This is a genomic window from Tenacibaculum sp. IB213877 (genome assembly GCF_034043975.1).
In the GTDB taxonomy this organism is placed as follows: domain Bacteria; phylum Bacteroidota; class Bacteroidia; order Flavobacteriales; family Flavobacteriaceae; genus Polaribacter.
This window is the reverse complement of the sequence record NZ_JAXCHH010000004.1, coordinates 15,154-41,161: the sequence shown is the minus strand read 5'-3', so window position 1 is coordinate 41,161 and position 26,008 is coordinate 15,154. Positions and strand designations below refer to the sequence as shown.

Sequence of the window (26,008 nt, the reverse complement as noted above, 5' to 3'; positions counted from 1 at the left end):
GCATAGAATAATAAAAACTTGCTAATTTTTAGCGAGTTTTTTTATAATATAAATCCGTACCAATTATAGTAGAAAATAATTTTTAAATACTTGTAAAGAATAATTGCTTGCAATTTTAGATACAAAACGCGGAAAATCCACCAAAGCATTATCATTGGCTTTATCAGAAATAATTCTGAAAATAGAAAAAGGGACATCGTATTCATAACATACCTGAGCAACAGCAGCACCTTCCATTTCTACACATAAAACTGAATTTAAATTAGAGGTGATAAAATTTACTTGATCAGGCTTGCTTACAAATTGATCTCCACTAGCAATATCACCAATAAAAATAGAAGGATTGTGAATATTGAGTTTTATTGCTTCTTTCTCAGAAATAAGTTGTTTGTAATTATTGATAAACTCTTGACTTGCTTTTGATAATTGTTCTCTTTTAAAAGGGTGAGTTTCAAAAAATGTTTTTTGTAAAAGTGGTATTTCAAAGGTTTCGTACAACGGAAAAGTATCCATATCATGCTGAACCAAATTTTTCCCAATCACTATATCTCCAATATTTACATCAGAATTTACAGAACCAGCAACTCCTGTAAAAATGAGTTCATTTAAATTAAAATCATTGATGAGTTGTGTAGCTGTGGTAGCTGAGGCTACTTTTCCCCAACGTGAAAACACCAATACTACTTCTTTGTCAAAAAGAGTCCCGGTATAGTAGTTTCTTTTTCCTTTGGTATAGGTTTTAGTGTTTTCTGTATGATTTAATAATGCTTGAATTTCTTCTTGCATTGCACTCATAATTCCAACCATCTTGTAAGATTTATATTTATTTGATAGGGTAAAAATAATGAAACAGAAACAGATATATACAACAAAAAACTCGCTAAATATTAGCGAGTTTTTAAATAAAACTTGTGTAATTATTATTACTCTTCGTTTTCAACTACAGGGTTTGCTGGATCGAAAACATTTTGACCTTTTAACCATTGATTAAACCCTTCTTCACCCATAGCAGTTTTCATTGCTCTAGTGCTAACAGCTGTACCTTCAACCGAAACACTTGCTACGAATGGATAGCTACTGTATCTTACTACTCCATCAATTAATAAGTCATAATCTTGACCAGCTTGTTCTAAAGCTAAATCTAAAGCATCTTTTATGTTCCATCCAATGCCCAAGAAATAAGATTTGCTAGCCTTAACTTTTTTTCCGTCAGCTCTACTTAAATCTAAGTTTACATTTTTAGAACTGATAGTAGTAAAGTCTACAAGTCTCACGGTACAGCTAGAAAAAGCTAATCCAGCAATGATTAATAAAGCGTAAAGTTTTAATTTCATAGTAATTATTCAATTAATTATTTTTCCTACTCGTTTGGTTTTTCGGTTACACCTCGTTTTTAATGGTTTCTGAACTCCATTTTATTTCGTCTGCTAAACTATACAAATAAAACTTTTATGCAAATAAAAACTCGCTAAATATTAGCGAGTTTTTCTATTAATCAATTTAAAATCTATCTAAAATTTAGAACATTTCTCTACCAGAGAAGTGGAAAGCACCTTCAATAGCAGCGTTCTCGTCAGAATCTGAACCGTGAACAGCATTTTCACCAATTGAAGTAGCATATAGTTTACGAATAGTTCCTTCAGCAGCTTCTGCAGGATTTGTAGCACCAATTAAAGTTCTAAAATCTTCAACAGCATTATCTTTTTCTAAAATTGCAGCTACAATTGGTCCGCGAGTCATAAACTCTACTAATTCCCCAAAGAAAGGACGCTCACTGTGAATAGCATAAAAAGTTTCAGCATCACGCTTTGTCATTTGAGTTTTTTTCATTGCTACAATTCTAAATCCTGCAGCGTTGATTTTTTCTAAAATAGCACCAGTGTGTCCGTTTTCAACAGCATCTGGTTTAATCATTGTAAAAGTTCTATTTGTTGCCATCTTTTGTGTTATTTCAATTTAATTGATCTTGAAGCAAGTCTTGCACAAAATCGGCGCGAAATTACACAAATTTTTAATTAAATTGTATATTAGCCGCTTATGATTTTAAAAAACATAGAAGAGTTAAAGAATTATTTGCAAACATCAAGGAATATTGTAGTAATAGGACACAGAAATCCAGATGGTGATGCAGTTGGTTCAACCTTAGCTTTAAAACATTATTTAGATAAAAAAGGGCATACTGCACAAGTATTAATGCCTAATGAATACCCTGATTTTTTACATTGGATTCCGGGATCTGAAACCGTATACCGCTTTGACCGCCAAAATAATCAATGCGTGAAAGCGCTTGAAAAATCAGAAATTATCTTTTTGTTAGATTTTAATGCCTTACATAGAGTTGGCAGCGACATGGAGAATACGTTAAAAGTATATGAGAATGATTTTGCGTTGATAGACCACCATCAACAACCAGATGAATTTACTTACATGTATTCTGATACCTCTATGTCATCGACCTGTGAAATGGTTTATAATTTTATTGAAATGATGGGAGATGTTGATCTGATCGATAAAAATATTGCCACTTGTTTGTATACCGGTATAATGACTGATACAGGTTCCTTCCGTTTTAGATCAACTACCAGCAGAACTCATCATGTAGTAGCTGATTTAATTGATAAAGGAGCAGAGAATGATCGTATTCATAGCAATGTGTACGATGCAAATTCATATAACAGATTATTGTTGCTAGGACAAGCATTGAGCAATTTACAGATGCTTACTGAATATAAAACTGCATTTATAACGTTATCTCAAGCTGAAAAAAAGCAATTCAATTATGAGAAAGGAGATACAGAAGGAGTGGTTAATTATGCACTTTCTTTAAAAGGAATTGTTTTTGCGGCTATTTTTATTGAAGATGAAGAACAAGGAATTGTTAAAATTTCTTTCCGATCTAAAGGAAGTTTTTCTGTAAATCAATTTGCTAGAAATTATTTTGATGGAGGAGGTCATGATAATGCTGCAGGAGGTAAAAGTGAATTAAGTTTAGAAGAAACGGTTGTTAAATTTAAATCGTTGCTACCTAAGTATGTTAAACAATTAGAAACATCATATAATGATTAAGCAAATATTTTTTGTTTTATTAACGGTGTTGTTTGTTTCATGTAAAGAACAATTGGTAAGACGCCCCAAAAAACATTCAACCACTAATTTTTATAAAGAGATAATTGAGGAAAATAAAAAATTAAACACTTTAGAAAAACAAAGAATTGAAGCGTATTTAGTAAAAGATACAGTAACAGTTTATAAAGCATCTTCTAAAGGGTTTTGGTATACCTACGTAAAAAAAGATACTCTCAATACTGTTTTTCCAAAAGCAGAAGATGTAGTTACTATAATATATAATATTGTTGATATGCAGGGGAATACCATTTATCAACAGCAAGAGAGAACTTACAAAATAGATAAAGAAGATTTTATTCCGGCCTTACAAGATGGAATAAAATTGATGAAACAAGGAGAAACCGTTACATTTGTCATTCCATCATACAGGGCTTTTGGAGTGACGGGAGATGGAAATAAAATTGGAATTAATCAAACAATAAAAAGTACCCTAACATTAAAAAAAATAAACACAAATGAAATTAAATAAGGTAATAGCTATTGCTGCTTTAGGATTAGTAGTAGTATCATGTAACAGTCAATTAAAAACAAAAAGTTCATTAGAAAACGAAATTGACTCTGTTAGTTACGCTATAGGATTAGATATGGCAAGTCAGTTAAAAACTAATTTTGGAGATGATATTGATAAAGATGTATTAATTCAAGGTTATTTAGCTGGAATTGATTCTACTAATTTGTTAATTAAACATGAAGATGTAAGAAAAGTAATCATGCCATTTTTTCAGAAGAAAAGAATGGAAATGATGCAGAAGAAACAGGAGGAAATGGCTAAAAAAGCTGAAAAAGAGTTTGGTGAAAATAAAAAAGCAGGAGAAGAGTTCTTAGCAGAAAATAAAACTAAAGATGGTGTAATTACTACAGAAAGTGGATTACAATATGTAGTGTTAAAAGAAGGAAATGGAGAAGCTCCTAAGGCTACTGACAGAGTTAAAGTTCACTACCATGGTACATTATTAGATGGTACTGTTTTTGATAGTTCGGTAGATCGTGGAGAGCCATCAGAATTTGGGGTATCTCAAGTAATTAAAGGATGGACAGAAGGATTACAGTTAATGAAACCAGGAGCAAAATATAAGTTCTTTATTCCTCAAGAGTTAGCATACGGTGCTCAACAAAGAGGCGAAAAAATTAAGCCTTTTTCAGCATTAATTTTTGAAGTTGAATTATTAGAAGTAAAATAAGAATGGTAAAATCAATTAAATTATTAATTGTTTTATCGTTAGTATTATCAGCATGTAAATCGGTTAAATATCCAGAGTTAAGTAACGGTTTATATGCTGATATTCAAACCAATCGTGGTGATATTTTAGTTAAACTTCACGAGAAGGATGTTCCTATGACGGTTGCAAACTTTGTGTCCTTAGCAGAAGGGAATAATCCTAAGTTACCTGCGGAAAATCAAGATATTCCTTTTTATAACGGAATCAAATTTCATAGGGTTATTAAAGATTTTATGATTCAAGGAGGAGATCCAACAGGTACCGGAAGAGGGAATGCGGGTTATCGCTTTGATGATGAATTTCCTATGGATGAAGAAGGAGAATTACTGTTAAAACACGACGGTTCAGGAGTATTGTCAATGGCAAACTCAGGACCAAATACTAATTCTAGTCAATTTTTTATCACTATTAATGAAGCGCCTTGGTTAAATGGTAGGCATTCGGTGTTTGGTCAAGTTCAGTTTGGGCAAGAAGTGGTAGATAGTATTCAGCAAAATGACTATATTAAAGCTATTGAAATAATTAGAATTGGTTCGGAAGCAAAAAAGTTTGATGCCCCAACAGTTTTTCAATTTGAACTAAATAATAGCGAAGCAAGAAGACATGAGTATAAAAGAAAGCTTGCAATTGCTAAAAATAAATTCAAAGAAAAAATGGGCATTGCAGAAGCTTTTAAAACAGAATCAGGATTAAAGATTCTTACTTTGCAAGAAGGAACCGGTAAAAAAGTAAATCCGGCTATACCTACAACAGTGCATTATACCTTATATACAGCTGACGGTAAGAAAATAGATTCAAGTATTAGTAAAGAAAAACCGTTTGTTTTTACTATTAATAAAGATCCGTTAATTGCAGGATGGAAAGAAGGAGCTTCTAGAATGGCTGAAGGAGAAAAATCTAGACTATTTATACCTAGTTATTTAGGGTATGGATCGGTAGGAAGACCGCCTATTATAGACCCAAACACCGATTTAATTTTTGAAATAGAGATATTAAAAGTTGGAAAATAGTTTTTTAAATACAATTTTAACAAAAGATAAAGAATTACTTATTTATCTTAACAATTTAGGAAATGAACAATGGGATTCGCTTTGGTTTTTTATAACCAATCAGCTTAATTGGATTCCGTTATACATTATTATATTATTTTTTATTTATAAAAAATTAGGGGTTAAAAGAACCATTTTTGTTTTTTTATTTATCGCCTTATTAATTGCTTTTTCTGACCAGATTACAAACCTAGTAAAAAATCATATAGGTAGGTTACGTCCTTGTAACACACCAGAACTAACTTCTTTTTTACGCGAGTTTACGTATAAACCAAGAGGACTAAGTTTTTGGTCGGGACATGCGGCTACTTCTACAACTTTTACAGTATTTGTAATTCTTTTATTAAGAAAAACATATAAATATATTTATTTTCTGTTGCTTTTTCCTTTAGTATTTGGGTTTAGTAGAATTTATTTGGGAGTTCATTACCCAATAGATGTAGCCTCAGGTTATGTGGCTGGTGCTATTATGGGTTCTCTATTGTTTATGCTTTTCAAGTTTTTATTTGAAAAAGTCTTTAAAGAAAAATTAATCTAAACTGCATTTTTCAAATAATTCATGCTTGCAAAGCTATGAAATACCTATGTTACTTAGTGAAAATATACACCTAAAGTTGATTTGCATATATTTTGTCAATAAATTTAGAATTTAATAACCTAGCAACGCCCATATAGTTGGGTTTAAATTTAATTTTGTCACCTACCTTATATTTAGGTTCTCCTTCTTTAGTTTTATTATTACCAATGTCAATCACTAACATGTCAGAAGTAACTCCAACAAAAGTAATGTTAGTATCATCTGTTTCTAAATCACTTTTATCAATATCTAACATTCCAAAATCTAAAATAGCTTTATAAGAAGTTTTTGATGTGTTTGTATTATCAACCTCAGAAGTATGGCCAATACTAGCATTGCTAATATTACCATCTGGTACAATTTTTTTCTCTTCTAACTCAATAATATTTGCATAAAATTCAAAAGTATTTGTAAAAAGATTTTTAAAAGGCTTGTTATTTAACGGACTTATGCCAAAAAAAGCAGTTTCTCCAATTCTACAATGATTTAGTTCTTTAGGTGTTTCTTTAATGTCTATTAAAGGTAAGGTAATAGAAGATCCACCAGAAATATATTTTAAATCCTTTTCAAATTTTAAAGAAATCAATTCTTTGTATAAAGATAGCTGTAATAATTTGTCATAAGTAGGTTCAACTCCATACATACATCCTAAGTTTGAGCCTATCCCTATTACTTCAATATTTGATAGTTCAAAAACTTGTTTATAAAAATGTAAAATATTATCTCTTTTTACACCTTCGCGTAATTCTCCAAGCTCTATCATTATAATTATTTGGTGAAGCTTGTTTTGTTCTTTAGCGGCTTTATTTAAAGCTTTAATGGTAGATAATGAGCTGTTTAAAGAGATGTCTGCAAACTTTACAATATCATCAGCATACATTTCAGCAGGAGGTTTTATGTAAATGGTTTTAATATCGGGATTTACTTGGCGTAAATTTTTTAAACTTGTGAGTCTAGAGTCCCCTACTGAACTGATATTTTCAATAACATCTTTAGTTAATATGTGTTTTAGGAAAGTTTTATCTCCAGAAAATACTTTGGTAACTAAACTCCATTCAATATTATTATTTTTAAAAAAATTACTTAATTCTTTAATGTTACTTTTTATTCTTTCAGAGTGAATAATTAATTCTGCCATTTACTATTTTTCCTGTTCTAAAAGGTATTGTTCTTTATATTGTGCTTTTTTAAGTTGCTCTCTTCTTGCAACAGAAGGTTTTGTGTATTCTTTTCTGTTTCTAATTTCTTTTAAAAGCTTTGTGTCTCTGTATTTTCTACGATATCTCTTAATGGCTCTATCTATATTTTCGCCTTCTTTGACTTGTACTATTAACATAATTCTTAAATTTTTAATTAAACATTTATCCTAAATATGATTTTAATACCTTTACTTTTGATCGGTGTTTTAATCGTCTTATAGCTTTTTCTTTTATTTGTCTTACTCTTTCTCTAGTAAGGTCGAAAATTTCTCCAATTTCAGTTAAACTCATGGCTGTTGTATTACCTAATCCGTAATATAGTTTTACAACATCTGCTTCTCTAGGAGGTAGGGTTTCTAAAGTTCTGTCTATTTCTATCTGAAGAGATTCGTTAATCAATTCATTGTCTGGTTTAGGAGATTGGCCTGTGTTTAAAACATCATAAAGATTTGAGGTAGTTTCACCATCTCTCAAAGGAGCATCCATAGATAAATGCCTTCCTGCATTTTTCATAGATTGCTTAACATCGGTAACAGTCATATCTAAAACTGAAGCAATTTCTTCAGCAGTTGGCATTCTCTCATTATCTTGCTCTAATCGAGCAGCGGCTTTGTTGATTTTATTAATACTACCAATTTTGTTTAAAGGAAGTCTCACAACTCGTGCTTGCTCAGATAATGCCTGAAGAATTGATTGACGAATCCACCAAACAGCATATGAAATAAATTTAAAACCTCTAGTTTCATCAAAACGTTTTGCAGCTTTAACTAAACCGATATTTCCTTCATTAATCAAATCGGAAAGTTTTAACCCTTGGTTTTGATATTGTTTAGCAACAGAAACGACAAAACGTAAATTAGCACCTACCAATTTGTCAAGAGCTTGTTGGTCTCCTTTTCTTATACGTTGAGTTAATTCAACTTCTTCATCAACAGTAATTAAATCTATTTTACCAATGTCTTGTAAATACTTGTCTAAAGATTTGGTTTCTCTATTAGTAACTTGTTTGGTAATTTTTAGTTGCCTCATACGTTTTCTTTTTTTAATCTCATTTCTAAATACGGATTCGTAAATCCTAACTTTTCATATAAGAACTTAGCAGGATTGTCTTTTTCAACATGAAGAGCAATGTCTCCTTGTGTGTAATCAATTGCATGCTTCATTATTTTTTTACCTAAACCTTTTCCTCTGTAGCTATTATGGGTGGCTATATACACCAAAATGTTTTCGGGTATATATTCATCCATACCAGTTTTATTAATAACAACAGCTGCAATAATTTGGTTATTATTTTCAATAGTAAATACATAACCGCCAAGACCTGTTCTTTCTTTGGCGGCATAGTTTATAGCTTTGGTAATGGCAGATTTGCTATCACCATATTCTTCTAAGTGATGAAATAAAAAGTTAGCAACACGTTCTATTTCTAAAGGGGTAATGCGATTAAATGCATCATAGGTTTTTATCTCCATACACTAAATAAATAAATGACAATCGTCACAGTTTTTAACTTCTCCATAATAGGTTTCTCTATACTTGTGTAAAGTTTTAATAGGAAAGCCTAAAAGGTATTTTTTTATATAGGTTACATTTGTAATAAGTTTTCCCATTTTGGGAGTAAATCTTTTTTCTGTTCTTGTTTTTCTTTTGATATATAAAAGTTTCATATAGATAAAAATAGTTTAGCCGAATACGGTTTAAAACCGCTCGGGATTAAAAAAATAAGTTAAGGGAATGATAAAAAGTGCTGTTGTTAAACTAACAACAGAGGTAAATTTTAGATATTCTCTTTTGGATTATATGAAACTACGACCCTGGAGGAACGAATTTGCTAGATTGGTTTCTGAAAACCGAATAATAAAAAGTAAATACGCGTTGGTTTTTTTTCTCGTGGATTGAAAACATCATAGACTGCAAATTTACTAAATTTTATGGAGGTATGCAAAAATGATAGGTATTGTATTGATAACCAACAAAAAAAATCCCGAGTTTTAACTCGGGATTTAAGAATTATTCTTCTATTTCAGTTCTGGTTTCTGAAGGTTTCTCACCTTTTTCAATTTTTATGGTGAGTTTATTGGCTTTTTCATCCAAATCCATAAAAATGGTATCTCCCTCATCTAGTTTTGCGGTTACAATTTCTTCAGCTAAAGCATCTTCAATATATTTTTGAATAGCTCTTTTTAAAGGTCTTGCTCCGTATTGTTTGTCAAAGCCTTTATCAGCAATATAATCTTTAGCTTTTTCGCTTAAGTTTAATGTATAACCTAAATCAGAAATACGATTAAGTAGTTTCTTTAATTCAATATCAATAATTTTATGAATATCTTCTCTTTCTAAAGAGTTGAAAATAATAACATCATCAATACGGTTTAAGAATTCAGGAGCAAACGATTTCTTTAACGCACCTTCAATAATGCTTTTAGCATTGGCATCTTCTTGTTCTTTTTTAGCCGCAGTACCAAAACCAACACCACCACCAAAGTCTTTTAACTTACGAACTCCAATGTTTGAGGTCATAATTATAATAGTGTTTCTAAAATCAATTTTTCTACCTAAACTATCAGTAATATGTCCATCATCTAAAATTTGAAGCAGCATGTTAAATACATCAGGATGCGCTTTTTCAATCTCGTCTAATAAAACAACCGAATAAGGTTTACGTCTTACTTTTTCAGTTAATTGTCCACCTTCTTCGTAGCCTACATATCCTGGAGGTGCACCAATTAAACGAGAAATGGCAAATTTTTCCATGTATTCACTCATATCGATTCTAATCAAAGAATCTTCAGAATCAAATAATTCACGAGCTAATACTTTTGCTAATTGTGTTTTACCAACACCGGTAGAACCTAAGAAAATAAATGAACCAATTGGTTTATTAGGATCTTTTAATCCTACACGGTTACGCTGAATGGCTTTAACTACTTTGGTGACAGCTTCGTCTTGACCAATTACTTTTCCTTTAATTAGGTTTGGTAATTCTGCTAAACGATGGCTTTCTGCTTCGGCAACTCTATTTACAGGAATACCTGTCATCATTGAAACTACTTCTGCAACATTATCTTCAGTCACTGTTTCTCTGTGTAATTTAGATTCTTCTTCCCATTGGCGTTGAGCAGATTCTAAAGCAGCTTCCATGTTCTTTTCATCATCACGTAGCTTAGCTGCTTCTTCGTATTTTTGACCGCTAACTGCTTTGGTTTTGCGCTCTCTAATTTCTTCAAGTTTCGCTTCTAAACTTAATACTTGTTGTGGTACAACAATGTTTGTTATATGAATACGAGATCCTGCTTCATCTAAAGCATCAATAGCTTTGTCTGGTAAATAACGATCTGTCATATAACGATTGGTTAATTTTACACAAGCTTCAATAGCTTCATCTGTATATGTTACATTGTGATGTGATTCGTATTTAGCTTTTATGTTATGTAAAATTTGAATGGTTTCTTCTACAGAAGTAGGGTCTACAATTACTTTTTGAAAACGACGCTCTAATGCTCCATCCTTTTCAATGTTTGTTCTGTACTCATCTAAAGTAGTAGCTCCAATACATTGAATTTCGCCGCGTGCTAAAGCAGGTTTTAGCATATTAGAAGCGTCTAAAGAACCTGTAGCACCACCTGCACCTACAATGGTATGAATTTCATCAATGAATAAAATAATATCATCATTCTTTTCAAGTTCATTCATAAGAGCTTTCATGCGCTCTTCAAACTGACCACGATATTTTGTTCCAGCAACTAAGCTAGCCAGGTCAAGAGATACTATTCGTTTATCAAATAGTATTCTTGATACTTTTCTATTTACGATGCGTAAGGCTAAACCTTCTGCTATGGCAGATTTACCTACTCCAGGTTCACCAATTAGCATTGGATTGTTCTTTTTACGTCTACTTAAAATTTGAGAAACACGCTCAATCTCTTTTTGACGTCCAACTACAGGGTCTAATTTTCCTGCTTCTGCTAAAGCAGTTAAATCGCGCCCAAAATTATCTAAAACAGGAGTTTTAGTTTTTTTAGCTTGTTTGCTTCGTTGAGGTTGTTGCTCGAACGGATTGCCTTTATCATCTTCAAAATCATCACCTGATGTTTCTGCTGTTGGACTAATTGGTAAGTCTCTTTCGTCTAAATGTAAATCTTTATACATAGCTTTTACTTGATCATAATCTAGGTCATACCTTTGCAAAAGTTTTGTAGTAGGGTCATTTTCATTACGCAATATGCAAAGTAACAAATGAGCACTATCAATAGCATCACTTTGGTATAACTTAGCTTCTAAAAAGGTTGTTTTTATTGCTTTTTCTGCTTGACGTGTAAGGTGTAAGCTTCTTTTGTTTTTGGTTTCTAAAGTAAGTTCAGATGGATTTAGCCTTTCAAGTTTATTTCTAACCAAGTTTAAATCAACATCAAACGAGTTTAAAATATCTATAGCTTTTCCATCGCCTCTTTTGATTAATCCTAATAAAAGATGTTCTGTTCCAATAAAGTCGTGACCTAAACGTAAGGCTTCTTCTTTACTAAAAGTAATAACATCTCTTACTTCTGGTGAAAAATTATCGTCCATATGCTTAATTTCTATCGTTCTGTGTAAAGTTAATGAGAATTTTATTAAAAAAGCAAAAAGAGTGCCAGTTAAATCTGCTGACATATTGTCTATGTATAAAAAAGGAACAATATGAACCAAGAATCTGTTAAAAACCAGTGTAAATTGTTAATAACTAGCCTTAAATTAATGTAAATAATACTTTGGTGGTTTTCATGAAAATTATATCTTGCAATGTTTTAAAAAATATCGCTTAATTGCGGCTTTGAAAGTGAATTTTATGTGATAATAGAATTCACTTTTTTAACGAAAATGAGTACTAATATTATAAAAAGAGATATATGGCAGACGGTGAAAAGTTGATTCCGATTAATATTGAAGAGCAAATGAAATCTGCGTACATCGATTATTCGATGTCGGTTATTGTATCCAGAGCATTACCAGACGTTCGTGATGGATTAAAGCCGGTACACCGAAGAGTATTGTACGGAATGCATGAATTAGGAATTAAATCTACAGGAGCCTATAAAAAATCTGCAAGAGTAGTAGGAGAGGTGTTAGGTAAGTATCATCCGCACGGAGATACTTCTGTATACGATTCTATGGTACGTATGGCACAAGATTGGAGTGTGCGTTATATGATGGTTGATGGTCAAGGTAACTTCGGTTCGGTTGATGGTGATAGTCCAGCAGCAATGCGTTATACTGAGGTTAGAATGCAAAAAATATCAGAAGAAATGCTGTCTGATATAGAAAAAGATACTGTTGATCATAAACTAAACTTTGATGATACGTTAGAAGAACCCACTGTATTACCAACACGTATACCAAACTTATTGGTAAACGGAGCATCAGGTATTGCGGTTGGTATGGCAACTAACATGGCTCCTCATAACTTAACTGAAGTTATTAATGGTACTATTGCCTATATTGATAATAGAGATATAGAGATTGACGAGTTAATGCAACACGTTAAAGCGCCTGATTTTCCAACCGGAGGTATTATTTACGGTTATGATGGTGTAAGAGATGCTTTCCATACAGGTAGAGGACGTATAGTAATGCGTGCCAAAGCTACTATTGAAGAAGTGAAAGGACGTGAGTGTATTATCGTAACGGAAATACCATATCAAGTTAACAAAGCAGAAATGATTAAGAAGACTGCAGATCTTGTTAACGATAAAAAACTAGAAGGTATTGCTAGCATCCGAGATGAATCTGATAGAAAAGGAATGCGAGTTGTGTATGTATTAAAAAGAGATGCGGTACCTAACGTAGTTCTTAATAAATTATTTAAATACACACAATTACAATCATCTTTCAGTGTAAATAACATTGCTTTAGTCAAAGGGCGTCCAGAGCAGTTAAACTTAAAGCAATTAATTCATCATTTTGTTGAGCATCGTCATGAAGTAGTTGTTCGACGTACAAAATTTGAATTAGCAAAAGCAGAGGCAAGAGCTCATATTTTAGAAGGATTAATTATTGCTTCTGATAATATTGATGAAGTAATTGCAATTATTAGAGCATCTTCAAATGCAGATGAAGCACGCGAAAAATTAATTGAGCGTTTTGAACTAACAGAAATTCAAGCGCGTGCTATTGTAGAAATGCGTTTACGTCAGTTAACTGGACTAGAGCAAGATAAATTACGTGCAGAGTATGATGAAATTATCAAAACAATTGCCGATTTAAAAGATATCTTAGCAAATGAGCCTAGAAGATACGATATCATTAAAGAAGAATTAACTCACATTCGTGATAAGTATGGAGATGAGCGTCGTTCTACTATAGAATATGCAGGTGGTGATATGCGTATTGAAGACATGATACCAAATTCACAAGTTGTAGTTACTATTTCAAATGCAGGTTATTTAAAGAGAACAAATTTAGATGAGTATAAGGTTCAAAGTAGAGGAGGGCGTGGTCAAAAAGGAGCTACTACTAGAAACGAAGATTTCTTAGAGCATTTATTTGTTGGTACAAATCATCAATACATGTTATTCTTTACTCAAAAAGGTAAAGTGTTCTGGATGCGTGTGTTTGAAGTGCCAGAAGGAGGTAAGAATTCAAAAGGTAGAGCTATACAAAACCTTATAAATATTGAGCAAGATGATAAAGTAAAAGCATTTTTATTAACCGAAGATCTAAAAGATGAAGATTACATCAATAGCCACTATGTAATTATGGCTACTAAAAAAGGTCAGGTTAAGAAAACACCTTTAGAACAATATTCACGTCCACGTGCCAACGGTATAAATGCAATTACCATTAAAGAAGGGGATGAGTTATTAGAAGCAAAGTTAACTACAGGTGATAGCCAAGTAATGTTAGCTTTAAAATCAGGTAAAGCTATTCGTTTTGAAGAAGAGAAAACAAGACCCATGGGTAGAACTGCATCTGGAGTTAGAGGAATAACTCTTCAAGGAGAAAAAGATGAGGTAATAGGTATGGTTTCTGTAAATGACATGGAAAGTAATATTTTAGTGGTTTCTGAGAAAGGATACGGAAAACGTTCAAAGTTAGAAGATTACCGCATTACTAACCGTGGAGGTAAAGGAGTAAAAACATTGAATATTTCAGAAAAAACAGGTAACTTAGTGGCAATCAAAAATGTAGATGATTCTAATGATTTAATGATTATCAATAAATCAGGAATTACCATTCGTATGGCTGTAGAAGAGTTGCGTGTTATGGGGCGTGCTACACAAGGTGTAAGATTAATCAATATTAAAGATAACGATAGTATTGCTGCCGTAGCAAAAGTTATTCATGAAGAAGAGGAAGAGGAAAATGGCACGGAAATTGAAAACAGTTCAAACGAAAATTAACATAACAATTAATAATTAATAGTTTTTTAAAATGAGAAAACAAGTTTTAGCGCTTTCTTTAGGATTAATAGCTGTTGGTTCTTTTGCACAGAAAAAAGAATTAAAAGAAGCAGAAAAAGCACTTAAGGATAATAATTTTGCGTCAGCAATTTCAGTATTAAACTCTGCAGAAAGCCTAATTGCGAATGCAGATGATAAGTATAAGTCAAAGTTTTACTTTTTAAAAGGTCAAGCTTTAGCAGGTAAAAAAGAGTATGCAGCAGCAGCAGATGCATTCAATCAATTATTTGATTTTGAGAAAAAAACAGGAAGTAATAAGTATTCTAATGATGCACGTCCTGTTTTAGATAAAATGGTTCAGTCAGTATCTAACAATGCTGTAGATTTATATAATAATAAAAAGGACTATGGTGCTGCTGCAGAAAGTTTTTATTTAACTTATAAATTAAGTCCTAAAGATACTGCTTTTGCTTTTAATGCAGCCGTAAGTGCTACTCAAGCAAAAGATTATGATAAAGCTTTAGAATACTACAAAGAGTTGAGAAAAGTTGGTTATACAGGTGTTGAAACTCAGTATGTGGCAACTAATAAAGCTACAAGTCAAGTAGAGAGTTTTTCTTCTAAATCTCAAAGAGATTTAATGGTAAAGTCTGGTCAATATATTAAACCAGAAGTACAAGTTTCTGAAGGGAAAGCAGCTACTATTGTTAAAAATATTGCTTTAATTTTAAAAGAGCAAGGAAAAACTGATGAGGCAATGGAAGCTTTAGCTGAGGCAAGAAAAGCAAATCCTAAAGACTTAAACTTATTATTAAATGAAGCTGATATGTACATTAAGCTTGGTAAAATGGATAAGTTTGGGAAATTAATGAATGAAGCTGTAGCTTTAGATCCTAATAACCCAACTTTATACTACAACTTAGGAGTAGTAAACTTTAACCAAGGTAGAGTAGAGGAGGCAAAAGAATTCTATAGAAAAGCAATCGAATTAAAGCCTGATTATGGAGATGCATACATGAATTTAGCGGTAGCTGTTTTAGATAAAGACAAAGCTATTGTTGAAGAAATGAACAAAAACTTATCTAACTTTAAAAAATATGATGCGTTAGCATTACAGCAAAAAGAAGTTTATAAAGAAGCATTACCATATTTAGAAAAAGCAGATGGTATAAATAGAACACCTGATACTGTTAGAACTTTAATGAGTATGTATGAAGTTTTAGAAATGACTGATAAAGCTAAGGAGTATAGAGATTTATATAAGTCAATGCAATAATAACTTTAGAAATATAAAAAAAACCGAAACTTTTAAGTTTCGGTTTTTTTTATATCATTTTTTTAATAACTCTTAATTTATGTGAATGCTGATGTGTATCCACATTATATATTCCGCTATGATCAAGCTTATCAATACGCACTTTACCATGAGCATGTATAATATTGTAATCATTCATGATAATTCCAACATGGGTTATTATTCCTTCCTCATTATCAAAAAATGCTAAATCTCCTGGTTCACTCTCCTCAATAAAACTTAATACTTCTCCTTGTGATGCTTGTTGTTTAGCATCTCTCAATAAATTATGACCGCAAAGTTTATAAACTGTTTGAGTAAACCCAGAACAATCAATTCCAAAAGGAGTTTTTCCTCCCCATAAATACGGAACATTTAAAAATAAATATGCTGTTTCAACAATAGTTGATTTAGATAATACTTTATTATTGACTTTTCCTTCGTACTTATAGCGGGTATTGTTAATGTGAAAAGACTTATCTTTAAAAAAGGGTAAATTAGCTCCTAAAGGAATGGTCGTTAAATTGTGATGATTATCCGTAATAAAATCAATTAATTCACCAGCATAATGCTTCTTCTGGTTGTTTAACTGATTAAAAATATCCTCAGATATTTCTTCGTATTGCTTATTATCTATAAAACCTTCATAGTCATCAAAAGCTAAACGGATTTTACTCCATTTTTTATCTTTTTCCAGTACTTCAAAATGTTCGCCAAATACCAATTGGTTAACCATTTCTGAAGCATCTGAAGCCTCTATACGTAAGGGAACAATACTTAAATTACAAATTCCGTAAGACATTTATGAATTTCTATTGATTATTTATTATTTAATTGAGTGGAAATAGTTTTTCTAGACGCTACAAAAATGGATGTCAATTCTTTTGCTTCTTTAAGTGTATTTTTAGACTCGGAATCTAAGAGCAAGTTTCTGTCAATAGCATATTGAATCCAAAAAACACATTCATCAACTTCTTCAATAACAATACTCAACTTTGCTACAAAAGCTCTTTTTGATTGCCCCAAACAAGCAGCACGATAATTGCTACCAACCGAAGTTGATGCTCTAACTAATTGTGCTTTTATATGGTTTCCTAAATAAGTATTAGGTAATTGAAGAGCAACATCTACACCTTTATGGGCAAAAATTCTTGTTCGATGTAAGAGTTGCTCTTTCATTAATAAATAATAATTAAAAAATCATATTTTTTCAATAACCATTGCGCTAGCACCACCACCACCGTTACAAATTCCGGCAGCTCCAATTTTAGCATTGTTTTGCTTTAAAATAGAAGTTAGAGCAATAATAATTCTTGCACCTGAAACGCCTAACGGGTGTCCTAAAGAAACAGCACCACCATTCACATTTACTTTATCGGCAGATAATCCTAAAATTTTCATATTTGCTAATCCAACAACAGAGAAGGCTTCGTTCAATTCAAAGTAATCAACATCCTCAATAGAAACTCCTGCTTTAGCTAAAGCTTTTGGTAATGCTTTTGCAGGTGCAGTTGTAAACCATTTTGGTTCGTGAGCAGCATCAGCATATCCTCTAATTTTAGCAATTGGAGTAATTCCTAATTCTTTTGCTTTATCAGCAGACATCAATATCAAAGCAGCACCTCCATCATTAATTGTAGAAGCATTTGCAGCGGTTACTGTACCCTCTTTGGTGAATGCGGGACGCAAAGCAGGGATTTTTTCCATTTTTACGTTCTTGTATTCTTCATCTTCAGCAAAAATAATAGGCTCTCCACGTCTTTGTGGAATCTCGACAGGAACTACTTCATCAGCAAATTTACCTTCACTCCACGCCTTGGTAGAACGGTTATAAGATTCAACAGCAAAAGCATCTTGGTCTTCTCTTGAGAACTTATATTCTGTAGCACACTCATCTGCACAAACACCCATAGCTACTTGCTCATAAGCATCTACTAAGCCGTCTTTTTGCATACCGTCTTCCATCTTTACAGGACCAAATTTTGTACCTACACGGGCGTGTTGGTAATGCGGAATCATACTCATGTTTTCCATACCTCCTGCAACCACAATATCAGCATCTCCTAATGCAATAGACTGTGCAGCTATCATGATAGATTTCATTCCAGATGAACACACTTTGTTAACAGTTGTACATGGTACCGTATCGGGTATACCTGCAAAAATAGCAGCTTGACGTGCCGGAGCTTGTCCTAAGCCTGCAGAAACCACATTTCCCATAAATACTTCTTCAACCATTTCTGGTTTTAGGTTAATTTTATCTAAAGCTCCTTTTATAGCAATGGCACCTAATTTTGGTGCAGGTATAGTTGATAAGCTTCCTAAAAAACTTCCTATGGGTGTACGGGCAACCGATACAATAACTACTTCTTTCATCTGAGTGTTTGTTTGTTTAAAAAATCTCTTGCGAAAATAACCATTTTATGGCAAGTACTCAAATAATTCCAAAAGGTTATATTTACATTTTCAATCAAATTAAATGGAGAAATTAATTAACAGATTATATAAAAATAACGCTAGTGTATATAAAGTGTTGCTATTTTTAATTACAGCAGCAGCCATTGTGTATTTATTTCCTAAAGAAGGACAATTTAAGTATGATTTTACACAAGGAAAGCCATGGCAATATGAAAACTTATACGCTCCGTTTGATTTTGCTATTCAAAAAACAGAAGAAGAAATAACCAGGGAAAGAGAAGAAATTGAAGCATCGGCTAAACAATATTTTGTAATAAAAGAAGAGGTAAAAGAGGAGGTAAGCAAAGAATTTGCTAAACAAATGAGTTTGTTAGTCCCGTCAGACTCACTTTCAACAAGAGAAATAAATAAACTAGCCCAAAAAGGAAGAAAAATTATAGAAGAGGTATATGAAAATGGATTTATTGATGAAGCTAGTAAAAATAAAGTTGAAGCTAAAGACTTTGCTATTGTAATTAGAAAAGGAAATGCCGTGGAGGATGTTCCTTTTTCCAAGATTACACAATCCAGAGATATTTTAACAATAATTACAGATAATCTAACAGGTATTAAAAGCAATTATGGTAGAAACTACACTTTTAATACATTATCAGAAATATTACAACCTAATATTACATTTGATCTAGATTTTACGCAAAAAGAGCTAGAAGAGGCTTTAAAAACATTATCCTTAACAAAAGGAAAGGTGTCAAAAGATGAATTGATTATCTTAAAAGGAGATATTGTAGAGGGAAGAAGTTTTAATATATTAAAATCATTTGAAACAGCCTCTAAATCACAAATATGGACACAATCAAACTATAACTGGATAGTTTTTGGGTATACGGTGTTGGTAGCTTTAGCATTGCTTATGTTATTGCTATTTTTACAGCGTTATCGCCCAGAAATTTATGATGATAACAATAGGGTAACCTTTATCTTTTTCAACATGTTTTTGATGATATTGGTGCAAACACTTATTGTAAAATCTAATCCGGATTTTTTATACGTGGCGCCGTTAAGTATTTTACCCATTGTACTCAAAGCTTTTTTTGATGCTCGTTTAGGATTGTTTACGCATGTGTTAACTGTGTTACTTTTAGGGTTTATTGTACCTAACAGTTTTGAGTTCATCTATTTGCATATTATTGCAGGTATTGTTACTATTTTAACCGTTTCAGAACTATATAAAAGAGCTAATTTATTTATTTCTATAGGGCAAATCACCTTAATTTATATGATTACTTATTTTGCATTTTCCATTATAAAAGAAGGAAATGCAGATAAGATTAATTTAATGTACTTTGGATTATTTGCAGCCAACGGATTGTTATCATTCTTAGCGGTATTTTTTATTTATTTTTATGAAAAAGTATTCGGACTGGTTTCTGATGTTACTCTTTTAGAGCTGTCGAATACCAACTCTAAATTATTACGAGAACTAAATGAAAAAGCACCAGGAACCTTTCAGCATTCAATGCAAGTTGCCAATTTAGCAGAGGCAGCAGCTAATGAAATAGGGGCAAACTCCATGTTAGTGCGCACAGGAGCTCTGTATCATGATATAGGTAAGATGAGCAACCCCATGTATTTTACAGAAAATCAATCTACAGGAGTCAATCCACATGATGATCTGGCTCCAAAAGACAGTGCTCGTATCATTTTAGATCATGTAATTAAAGGAGTTGAAATAGCTAAAAAGAATGGATTACCTGATAGAATTATTGATTTTATTCGCACACATCATGGTACTAGTTTAGTGTATTATTTTTATAAAAAAGAAGAAGAGCAAAACCCGGATGTAAATATTAAAAAGTTCCAGTATCAAGGGCCAATTCCTTTTTCAAAAGAAACGGCTATTTTAATGATTTGTGATGCCGCAGAGGCGGCCTCTAAGAGCTTAAAAAAGCCTACAGCGCAAGCAATAGATGAATTAATAGATAAAATTGTTGAAAAACAAAAAAACGATAATCAGTTTATAAATTCAGATATTACGTTTAGAGAAATAGAAAAAATAAAAAAAGTTATAAAGAATAAGTTGATGAATATCTATCACTTACGAGTTGAGTACCCAGAATAATAAATATTTTTTCAAAAAATACTTGTAAGATTTGAATTCTAACCTTACATTTGCACTCGCAATTTTTAACTCACGTAGTTAAGGAGAGGTGGCAGAGTGGTAATGCAGCAGCCTGCTAAGCTGTCATCGTTTTTCGATGCCCGGGTTCGAATCCCGGTCTCTCCGCAAAAAGTTGCAATCGGGGTGTAGCGTAGCCCGGTCATCGCGCCTGCTTTGGGAGCAGGAGGTCGCAGGTTCGAATCCTGCCACCCCGACATAATAGATTTAATGGTCGCGTAGCTCAGTTGGATAGAGCATCTGCCTTCTAAGCAGACGGTCACAGGTTCGAATCCTGTCGCGATCACTACAGTACTAATTAATTAGTATTAAAACCTTGCAAACCTTATGGATTGCAAGGTTTTGTAGTTTTTAGGCAGTAATATTATTTGATATTATTTGATATTATTTGATATAAAAAGTTCGTAATTAGGTTAGTGTTTAATTTCTTTTTTTAATAACAGGTAAAACAGCCAGTACTCATATCAATGATATAAGATTATTACAAGCCAAACATTTATTAAAATCTGGAAAATATAATATTTCTGAAGTTTCTCTTTTATTATATTATAAAAACATAGAAGAGTTTAGTTGATTAAAAAAAAATAGGTGTAAGCACTTCTAAATATATAAAACACAAATAAAAAACTCGTTAATAAAACGAGTTTTTTTAATATCAATATGTTACTTTTATTTTCCAAAAGTGTATGTAAACCCAAAGTTGATTCCAAAAGAAGAATAAGGGACTGTTTCTGCTAAAAATGAATTATCTGTTTTGTTTCTACTATCCACATAATTCGTTTCGTCTGAAATAAGAATTGATAAAGTTTGGATATTGGAATCGGAAGACAAAATCGATGAATTGTTTATAGCTGCAATCAATTCATGATTAGTTAACTCTTGTTTCCCGATTCCTTCTATATCCAAAATAGCATTAAAATCTTCTAGTGTGGCCTTATCTCTTCTAACACTTATACCAAAATACTCTGCCTCAATAAAAACTGATAACTTTTTGTTTAAATGATATTTATAACCTATGGCAGCTGTAAATCCTAAAGGTACTTTGCCTTTAAAATCTCTAACAAATTCGACATCCAAAGTAGAATTAGCTGATACATTTTGTAAAGTATTTGCGGGTAAAAATGCTTTTGCATTTCCTATTACCTCAGTTTTTCCTCCAACTTTTATCAATGGGCCTATTCTTCCATATAAATTATCATTATATCTGTAAACAAGAGTTGGCATTATTCCAAAAGCTTTTCCTCTTCCTTTAATATACAGTTCTTGTCCTAAACTCGGTAGTTTAATATCTCGCTGTGTTATATCAGCTCCATGTAAATAACCAAAACCAATATCTACTCCAAAAGTTTTATCAAAGTAATAACCAAAACGCAGTTGTGTGTTAAAACCCTCACCATAACTTCCATATACAGCCTCTTCATAGGTTTCTGTCTCTATTTTCCCCATAAGCATATTTACTGTTCCAACAGCATAACCTCCAGAGCCTGATGCATAAAATTGGGCACAAGTAACTGTCGTAAAAAAACAAATTAAGTATAATAAATTGTGTTTCATGATTTTTTGATTTAATTATTATAAGTATTCTTTTATTTTTAAAAGAATCTCTTCTGAATTTTCTGGAGAACTAACCCAATCTAAAATTTGTCCTTTATTATCTAGAAAGAATATGTTATCAGTATGCACAATTTCATATCCTATATCAGAATTTTCATCTTTTATTTCCAAATAGCCTACAGGAAATAGGCGAATAGTTTTGTGTATTTCTTCTTGAGTACCTATTAACCCAATAAATAATGGATTATACATTTTTGCATAATTATAAGCATCTAGGGGTGTATCATTTTCAGAATCTACATCTATAAATATTAATTGAATATCATCTAAGGCTTCAGCGTTTAATTCTTTAAAAGCTAAACGAGCATAAGACATGGTAACGGGGCATACAGATCTACATTTTGTAAATCCGAAATAGATTAGATTGATTTTTTTTGATTCTTTAGAGTAAACCCACTCATTTCCATTGTAGTTTAACGTAAAGTCTCCTCCCTTATGCAAACTGTCAAAAAAAAACCAAATAGAATAAATACTTAATGAGATACAGAGAAGAATTATAATTCTATATCTTGTAGACTTTTTTTTGATAAAAGCTATCAGGCTATTCATGGATAATGGATTGTCTTCCTTTTACATAAACTCCAGACATAGAAACTCCAATTCCTACTAAAATAGTTACAACTAAAACTGTCCAACTAATAGCATCAACACCTAATAAAAAAAAATTTTTATTCCATATACCCCAAACAGGTATTGTAGGTTTCCATAAATGTACTTTCGCAAATGCCACAGCAACCAAAAGCCCATTTATTATGGTTGTAGTAGTAGCTAAATTATATTTCTTGTAGACAAAATATAACCCTATAATACTAGGTGTATAAACACTAATATTAACTAACCAAACTGAAAGAGGTATTTTATAATTCCAACAAATTGCTTGTCTTATATGATCACTATCATGAATAACAATCATAAGTATCATTATTAAATTTGCCCACTTTAAAATGCTAAGATTTTTTTTATCGTCCATGTCATTACTTTGTTAAAAAAACAAAAATGAAAGAATTTTAAAAGTAGTAGGTAACCTTCAATTCCCAAAAAGTATACTTAATTTTACCTGCCTAATCCTATTTTTTTTCTATAAGTTGATGGAGTTATTGTGGTATGTTTTTTAAAAAAGCGTCCAAAAGCAGAAGTACTACTAAAGTTTAATCTAAAGGCTAAGTCACTTATTTTAATAGAAGAATCATTAAGTAAAATATAAGCCTCTTTTAGTAAATGATCGTCAATAATTTGATGTGGTGTTTTTCCACTGGCTTTATAAACAACTCTAATTAAATGTTTATTAGTTATAAATAATTTGTCAGCATAATATTGTACATTTCTAGCGTTTAAAATATGCTGTTTAACTAAAGTTGTAAATTCATAATAAATGTTTATTGGCTTATTTTTTAAAATTTCGCTTTTATCTTTTTTAATATTTACAAGTGTAGCTACTTCTAAAAGAATATTAAAAATAATAGTTCTTATAATATCTTTAACATAAGCTCCATGCTGTTTTTGTCTTTCTTCTAAATATTGTAAAAGACTTAAAATTTTTTGTGTTTGATTTTCTTCCAAAGATAGATTGTTATGTGAGGTTGTATGGTATAGCCCCATTTTTTCAATAATATAGGGTATTGAAATACTTTTTAATAAGAAGTTTTTTTCAAAAAAAAGAGCTTTTACTTTAAATGTTCCTTTTAATTGAATTATTTTGATCATTGTAGAAGGAGCGGCAATTAGTAATGTATTCTTTTTACATTCATAAATTGTGTTATCTAACTCAATTTCAATTGTACCAGAGGTACAAATAAAAATAGAGTAATAATCAATTCTGAAAGGTAATATAGGAAAATCTGAAATTGTTTTTCCCGAAGAAACATAATAAGGTTCTGTACAGGTAATCCCATGAAAAAAAAGTGTTTCTTGAATACTTTTATAATATTTCATAACAAATAATATATATTATCTTGATTATTATTTTTTAAGAAAATTATCTAACTTCTGAACAATTTCTTTCCATAGAGTTTTTTTCATGTTTTTTTTAAAATAACCAAAATGATCAATTTTTTTTAAATCAAACTCACTTGGTACTAGTTTTGTAAATGTTATTTCTTTTTCACTTTTTACATGACGCCAAAATGCTTGTGTGTTTTTTTTATTAGATATTGTATCGTCAACAGAGTAATAAACGTGCATAGGAAATTTAAAATTTTGATAATGCCCTATGGGAACAGTCTTACCATAAAATTTTTTATCAAAAAAATAATCTTCTTTTTCTAACCAATTACGCCATTCATATACAATATTCTTGGGTAAATTTTCCATTAAACCAAAAGGTTTAGCTTTAACATATTTTGTTAATAAAACACTTAATGGAGAAAAAAAATAAAAGAAAAAATATGCTTTTAGTCTATAGCTTATAGGCATATTGGGATAATAACCAGCAGATACAGCAACATGAATAGCACCTTTTACATTTTCTAAATTTTTTATAAAACCTATCTGTTGTCCGCCAGCACTGTGAGCAACAAATAAAAAAGGTAAAGAAGCATATTTCTTTTGTAAATATTTTTTTATTGCAGGCATATCTTTAATACCATAATCTGTATATTTATAAGTACAGTTTTTTAGATTATCAGAGGAGTTAGTGCCTCTATAATTCCATATGCAACATAAATAATTATGCTCTGTTAAATACCTTATAAAAGAGTAGTAAAACTCTTTGGGTACAGCTGTTCCACAGTTAAATTGTATAACTGCTTTAGGTTGTTTTGGTATAAATAAAACTCCTTTTAAAATAACACCATCATCACAAATAGTTTCAAACGCTTCTTTAATCATTAGTTTTGTTATTTATATCTTAAATATCATACAGGTAGAAACAGCATGTGCATAAATTTTTCCTTGTTTGTCTTTTAAACTAGCCTCAACTAAAGCGGTAGTTCTTCCTTTATGTATGATTTTACAATCAGTAATCATCTTTCCAGTTTCAATTGTGATTTTTTTAATAAAATTTACCTTAATTTCTACTGTTGTATAACCATAACCTTTCGCTAACATAGAATGAATAGTACAACCTATAGCAGAATCTAAAACAGTGGTAATAACTCCTCCATGTACGCTACCTATAGGATTGTAATGAAATGTTTGAGGAATAAACTCAAATGAAATATTGGCTTTTTCTACATTTTGTATTTTAAAATCTATGGTTTTTAAAATTGGAGGTACAGGTAAACTCCCTTTATGCATAGATTCCATATAGTCTAATCCGCTTAATAAAAGACCTTCTTTTACACTTTCTAAGGGGTCTTCCCAATTATATGTTCTTTTCATAAGTTTATTTTATTAACTAATAACTCTTCTTTTAATAAATAAGTCATATCATCAAAGGATGTTTTATCATGACTTATTCTAGTTAGTTGTAAAAAAGCCATTAACTCTGCAATAATCATTTTTGCTTTTATGTGTGAGTTTGAAAATTGTTTTATTTGCTTTTTTTGTTGACCTTCTTCTATAATTAACTGTGTCCAATCAATAACTTTATTAGCAAAAGATAAAACCTCTTTTTGTAGTTGTTTATCTAATGTGTTTACAGAAGATGTTAATGCTCCTACTATGCAAACTTTATTAGCTAGTGCTAATTTTTTATAATAAATAATTAATTTTTCAAGCTTGATAACAGGGGCCTCATGTTTCAATTTCAAAATAGTATTTGTTAATGCTATATCGTGTTTATGTATTATAGCAATTCCTAAATCTGTCTTTGTAGGGAAATGATAATGAATAGATGAAGTTTTAATACCTAATTCTATAGAAATATTTTTGAAACTAAAAGCATTGTACCCTCTTTCTAAAAGTAATTTATCTGCAATTTGTATTATTCTTTCTTTTGTTTTCATTCTATCTATTTATAGGTAGGTAAAGGTAAAAAAAATCCGCATAAAACAAAACCCAGTTTATTGCTACTACAAATA

General features: G+C 31.3%; 27 protein-coding genes and 3 tRNA genes. 11 read left to right on the top strand and 19 right to left on the bottom strand.

Annotation, left to right across the window (positions count from 1 at the left end; translation table 11 throughout):
- Positions 1-63: 63 nt before the first annotated feature.
- From SLH33_RS03510 to SLH33_RS03500, 3 genes are all read right to left on the bottom strand, one after another.
- Positions 64-807 (bottom strand): 5'-methylthioadenosine/adenosylhomocysteine nucleosidase, encoded by a 744-nt coding sequence (locus SLH33_RS03510; protein WP_320417692.1) that lies wholly within the window; start codon positions 805-807, stop codon positions 64-66.
- 116 nt (positions 808-923) lie between these two features.
- On the bottom strand, positions 924-1,334 hold the full coding sequence (locus SLH33_RS03505) for a hypothetical protein (protein WP_320417691.1): 411 nt from the start codon (positions 1,332-1,334) through the stop codon (positions 924-926).
- Between the two features lie 184 nt (positions 1,335-1,518).
- Entirely contained in the window at positions 1,519-1,938 is a 420-nt protein-coding gene (locus SLH33_RS03500; RefSeq protein ID WP_320417690.1) for a nucleoside-diphosphate kinase, read from the bottom strand.
- A gap of 99 nt (positions 1,939-2,037) precedes the next feature.
- Between SLH33_RS03500 and SLH33_RS03495 the strand changes: the two genes are divergently transcribed.
- From SLH33_RS03495 to SLH33_RS03475, 5 genes are read left to right on the top strand one after another with little or no spacing between them, the layout of a single operon-like run.
- The gene (locus tag SLH33_RS03495) at positions 2,038-3,066 is read left to right on the top strand and encodes a bifunctional oligoribonuclease/PAP phosphatase NrnA (RefSeq protein ID WP_320417689.1); all 1,029 of its coding nucleotides are present in this window, start codon (positions 2,038-2,040) and stop codon (positions 3,064-3,066) included.
- A complete protein-coding gene (gene gldI, locus SLH33_RS03490) occupies positions 3,059-3,595 on the top strand; it encodes a gliding motility-associated peptidyl-prolyl isomerase GldI (RefSeq protein ID WP_320417688.1) in 537 nt (178 codons plus the stop codon). The genes SLH33_RS03495 and gldI overlap by 8 nt, the downstream gene beginning before the upstream one ends.
- Complete coding sequence (locus SLH33_RS03485) at positions 3,582-4,307, top strand: FKBP-type peptidyl-prolyl cis-trans isomerase (protein WP_320417687.1); 726 nt, start codon at positions 3,582-3,584, stop codon at positions 4,305-4,307. Before gldI ends, SLH33_RS03485 begins: the two co-directional genes overlap by 14 nt.
- A gap of 2 nt (positions 4,308-4,309) precedes the next feature.
- Positions 4,310-5,356, top strand: a complete 1,047-nt coding sequence (locus SLH33_RS03480) for a peptidylprolyl isomerase (RefSeq protein WP_320417686.1) — start codon at positions 4,310-4,312, stop codon at positions 5,354-5,356.
- Positions 5,346-5,933 carry a phosphatase PAP2 family protein gene (locus SLH33_RS03475; protein WP_320417685.1) on the top strand — a complete coding sequence of 196 codons (588 nt, stop codon included), beginning with the start codon at positions 5,346-5,348 and terminating at the stop codon, positions 5,931-5,933. Before SLH33_RS03480 ends, SLH33_RS03475 begins: the two co-directional genes overlap by 11 nt.
- A 70-nt stretch (positions 5,934-6,003) precedes the next feature.
- On the opposite strand, the gene SLH33_RS03470 is transcribed toward SLH33_RS03475, so the two are convergent.
- The 6 genes from SLH33_RS03470 to SLH33_RS03445 form a co-directional block, all read right to left on the bottom strand.
- Positions 6,004-7,110, bottom strand: a complete 1,107-nt coding sequence (locus tag SLH33_RS03470; RefSeq protein ID WP_320417684.1) for an alanine racemase — start codon at positions 7,108-7,110, stop codon at positions 6,004-6,006.
- 3 nt (positions 7,111-7,113) lie between these two features.
- Positions 7,114-7,308: a 30S ribosomal protein S21 gene (gene rpsU, locus SLH33_RS03465; RefSeq protein WP_320417683.1), complete on the bottom strand. Its 195-nt coding sequence runs from the start codon at positions 7,306-7,308 to the stop codon at positions 7,114-7,116.
- A 25-nt stretch (positions 7,309-7,333) separates the two neighbouring features.
- Positions 7,334-8,200 carry an RNA polymerase sigma factor RpoD/SigA gene (locus tag SLH33_RS03460; RefSeq protein WP_320417682.1) on the bottom strand — a complete coding sequence of 289 codons (867 nt, stop codon included), beginning with the start codon at positions 8,198-8,200 and terminating at the stop codon, positions 7,334-7,336.
- Positions 8,197-8,643, bottom strand: coding sequence for a GNAT family N-acetyltransferase (locus SLH33_RS03455; RefSeq protein ID WP_320417681.1), 447 nt, complete (start codon positions 8,641-8,643; stop codon positions 8,197-8,199). The genes SLH33_RS03460 and SLH33_RS03455 overlap by 4 nt, the downstream gene beginning before the upstream one ends.
- 3 nt (positions 8,644-8,646) lie before the next feature.
- Positions 8,647-8,838, bottom strand: a complete 192-nt coding sequence (locus SLH33_RS03450; RefSeq protein ID WP_320417680.1) for a hypothetical protein — start codon at positions 8,836-8,838, stop codon at positions 8,647-8,649.
- Between the two features lie 343 nt (positions 8,839-9,181).
- Positions 9,182-11,737, bottom strand: coding sequence for an ATP-dependent Clp protease ATP-binding subunit (locus tag SLH33_RS03445; RefSeq protein ID WP_320418145.1), 2,556 nt, complete (start codon positions 11,735-11,737; stop codon positions 9,182-9,184).
- Positions 11,738-12,057: 320 nt separating this feature from the next.
- On the opposite strand from SLH33_RS03445, the gene gyrA reads away from it, so the two are divergent.
- Together gyrA and SLH33_RS03435 are read left to right on the top strand one after the other, a co-directional pair.
- Positions 12,058-14,547 carry a DNA gyrase subunit A gene (gene gyrA / locus SLH33_RS03440; protein ID WP_320417679.1) on the top strand — a complete coding sequence of 830 codons (2,490 nt, stop codon included), beginning with the start codon at positions 12,058-12,060 and terminating at the stop codon, positions 14,545-14,547.
- A 31-nt stretch (positions 14,548-14,578) separates the two neighbouring features.
- Positions 14,579-15,823 carry a tetratricopeptide repeat protein gene (locus SLH33_RS03435; RefSeq protein ID WP_320417678.1) on the top strand — a complete coding sequence of 415 codons (1,245 nt, stop codon included), beginning with the start codon at positions 14,579-14,581 and terminating at the stop codon, positions 15,821-15,823.
- A 49-nt stretch (positions 15,824-15,872) separates the two neighbouring features.
- Here the strand turns inward: SLH33_RS03435 and SLH33_RS03430 are convergent, their stop codons facing one another.
- From SLH33_RS03430 to SLH33_RS03420, 3 genes are read right to left on the bottom strand one after another with little or no spacing between them, the layout of a single operon-like run.
- A complete protein-coding gene (locus SLH33_RS03430) occupies positions 15,873-16,643 on the bottom strand; it encodes a C40 family peptidase (protein ID WP_320417677.1) in 771 nt (256 codons plus the stop codon).
- Between the two features lie 17 nt (positions 16,644-16,660).
- Positions 16,661-17,020 (bottom strand): four helix bundle protein, encoded by a 360-nt coding sequence (locus SLH33_RS03425; RefSeq protein ID WP_320417676.1) that lies wholly within the window; start codon positions 17,018-17,020, stop codon positions 16,661-16,663.
- A 21-nt stretch (positions 17,021-17,041) separates the two neighbouring features.
- Positions 17,042-18,217 carry an acetyl-CoA C-acyltransferase gene (locus SLH33_RS03420; protein ID WP_320417675.1) on the bottom strand — a complete coding sequence of 392 codons (1,176 nt, stop codon included), beginning with the start codon at positions 18,215-18,217 and terminating at the stop codon, positions 17,042-17,044.
- 103 nt (positions 18,218-18,320) lie between these two features.
- Here SLH33_RS03420 and SLH33_RS03415 point away from each other — a divergent pair, with 103 nt between their 5' ends.
- From SLH33_RS03415 to SLH33_RS03400, 4 genes are all read left to right on the top strand, one after another.
- Positions 18,321-20,378, top strand: a complete 2,058-nt coding sequence (locus tag SLH33_RS03415) for an HDIG domain-containing metalloprotein (protein ID WP_320417674.1) — start codon at positions 18,321-18,323, stop codon at positions 20,376-20,378.
- Positions 20,379-20,460: 82 nt separating this feature from the next.
- A tRNA-Ser gene (locus SLH33_RS03410) sits at positions 20,461-20,543 on the top strand.
- Between the two features lie 14 nt (positions 20,544-20,557).
- Positions 20,558-20,632, top strand: a tRNA-Pro gene (locus SLH33_RS03405).
- A gap of 15 nt (positions 20,633-20,647) precedes the next feature.
- A tRNA-Arg gene (locus SLH33_RS03400) sits at positions 20,648-20,721 on the top strand.
- A gap of 383 nt (positions 20,722-21,104) precedes the next feature.
- Here the strand turns inward: SLH33_RS03400 and SLH33_RS03395 are convergent.
- From SLH33_RS03395 to SLH33_RS03365, 7 genes are all read right to left on the bottom strand, one after another.
- Entirely contained in the window at positions 21,105-21,989 is an 885-nt protein-coding gene (locus SLH33_RS03395; RefSeq protein WP_320417673.1) for an outer membrane beta-barrel protein, read from the bottom strand.
- Positions 21,990-22,007: 18 nt separating this feature from the next.
- Positions 22,008-22,598 (bottom strand): SCO family protein, encoded by a 591-nt coding sequence (locus SLH33_RS03390; protein ID WP_320417672.1) that lies wholly within the window; start codon positions 22,596-22,598, stop codon positions 22,008-22,010.
- The gene (locus SLH33_RS03385) at positions 22,591-22,962 is read right to left on the bottom strand and encodes a hypothetical protein (RefSeq protein WP_320417671.1); all 372 of its coding nucleotides are present in this window, start codon (positions 22,960-22,962) and stop codon (positions 22,591-22,593) included. Before SLH33_RS03385 ends, SLH33_RS03390 begins: the two co-directional genes overlap by 8 nt.
- Before the next feature lie 140 nt (positions 22,963-23,102).
- Positions 23,103-23,981, bottom strand: a complete 879-nt coding sequence (locus tag SLH33_RS03380; protein ID WP_320417670.1) for a helix-turn-helix domain-containing protein — start codon at positions 23,979-23,981, stop codon at positions 23,103-23,105.
- A 27-nt stretch (positions 23,982-24,008) separates the two neighbouring features.
- Positions 24,009-24,875, bottom strand: coding sequence for a serine aminopeptidase domain-containing protein (locus SLH33_RS03375; protein ID WP_320417669.1), 867 nt, complete (start codon positions 24,873-24,875; stop codon positions 24,009-24,011).
- A 12-nt stretch (positions 24,876-24,887) separates the two neighbouring features.
- Positions 24,888-25,367 carry a PaaI family thioesterase gene (locus SLH33_RS03370; protein WP_320417668.1) on the bottom strand — a complete coding sequence of 160 codons (480 nt, stop codon included), beginning with the start codon at positions 25,365-25,367 and terminating at the stop codon, positions 24,888-24,890.
- Positions 25,364-25,933, bottom strand: a complete 570-nt coding sequence (locus SLH33_RS03365; RefSeq protein ID WP_320417667.1) for a TetR/AcrR family transcriptional regulator — start codon at positions 25,931-25,933, stop codon at positions 25,364-25,366. The genes SLH33_RS03370 and SLH33_RS03365 overlap by 4 nt, the downstream gene beginning before the upstream one ends.
- Positions 25,934-26,008 lie beyond the last annotated feature (75 nt).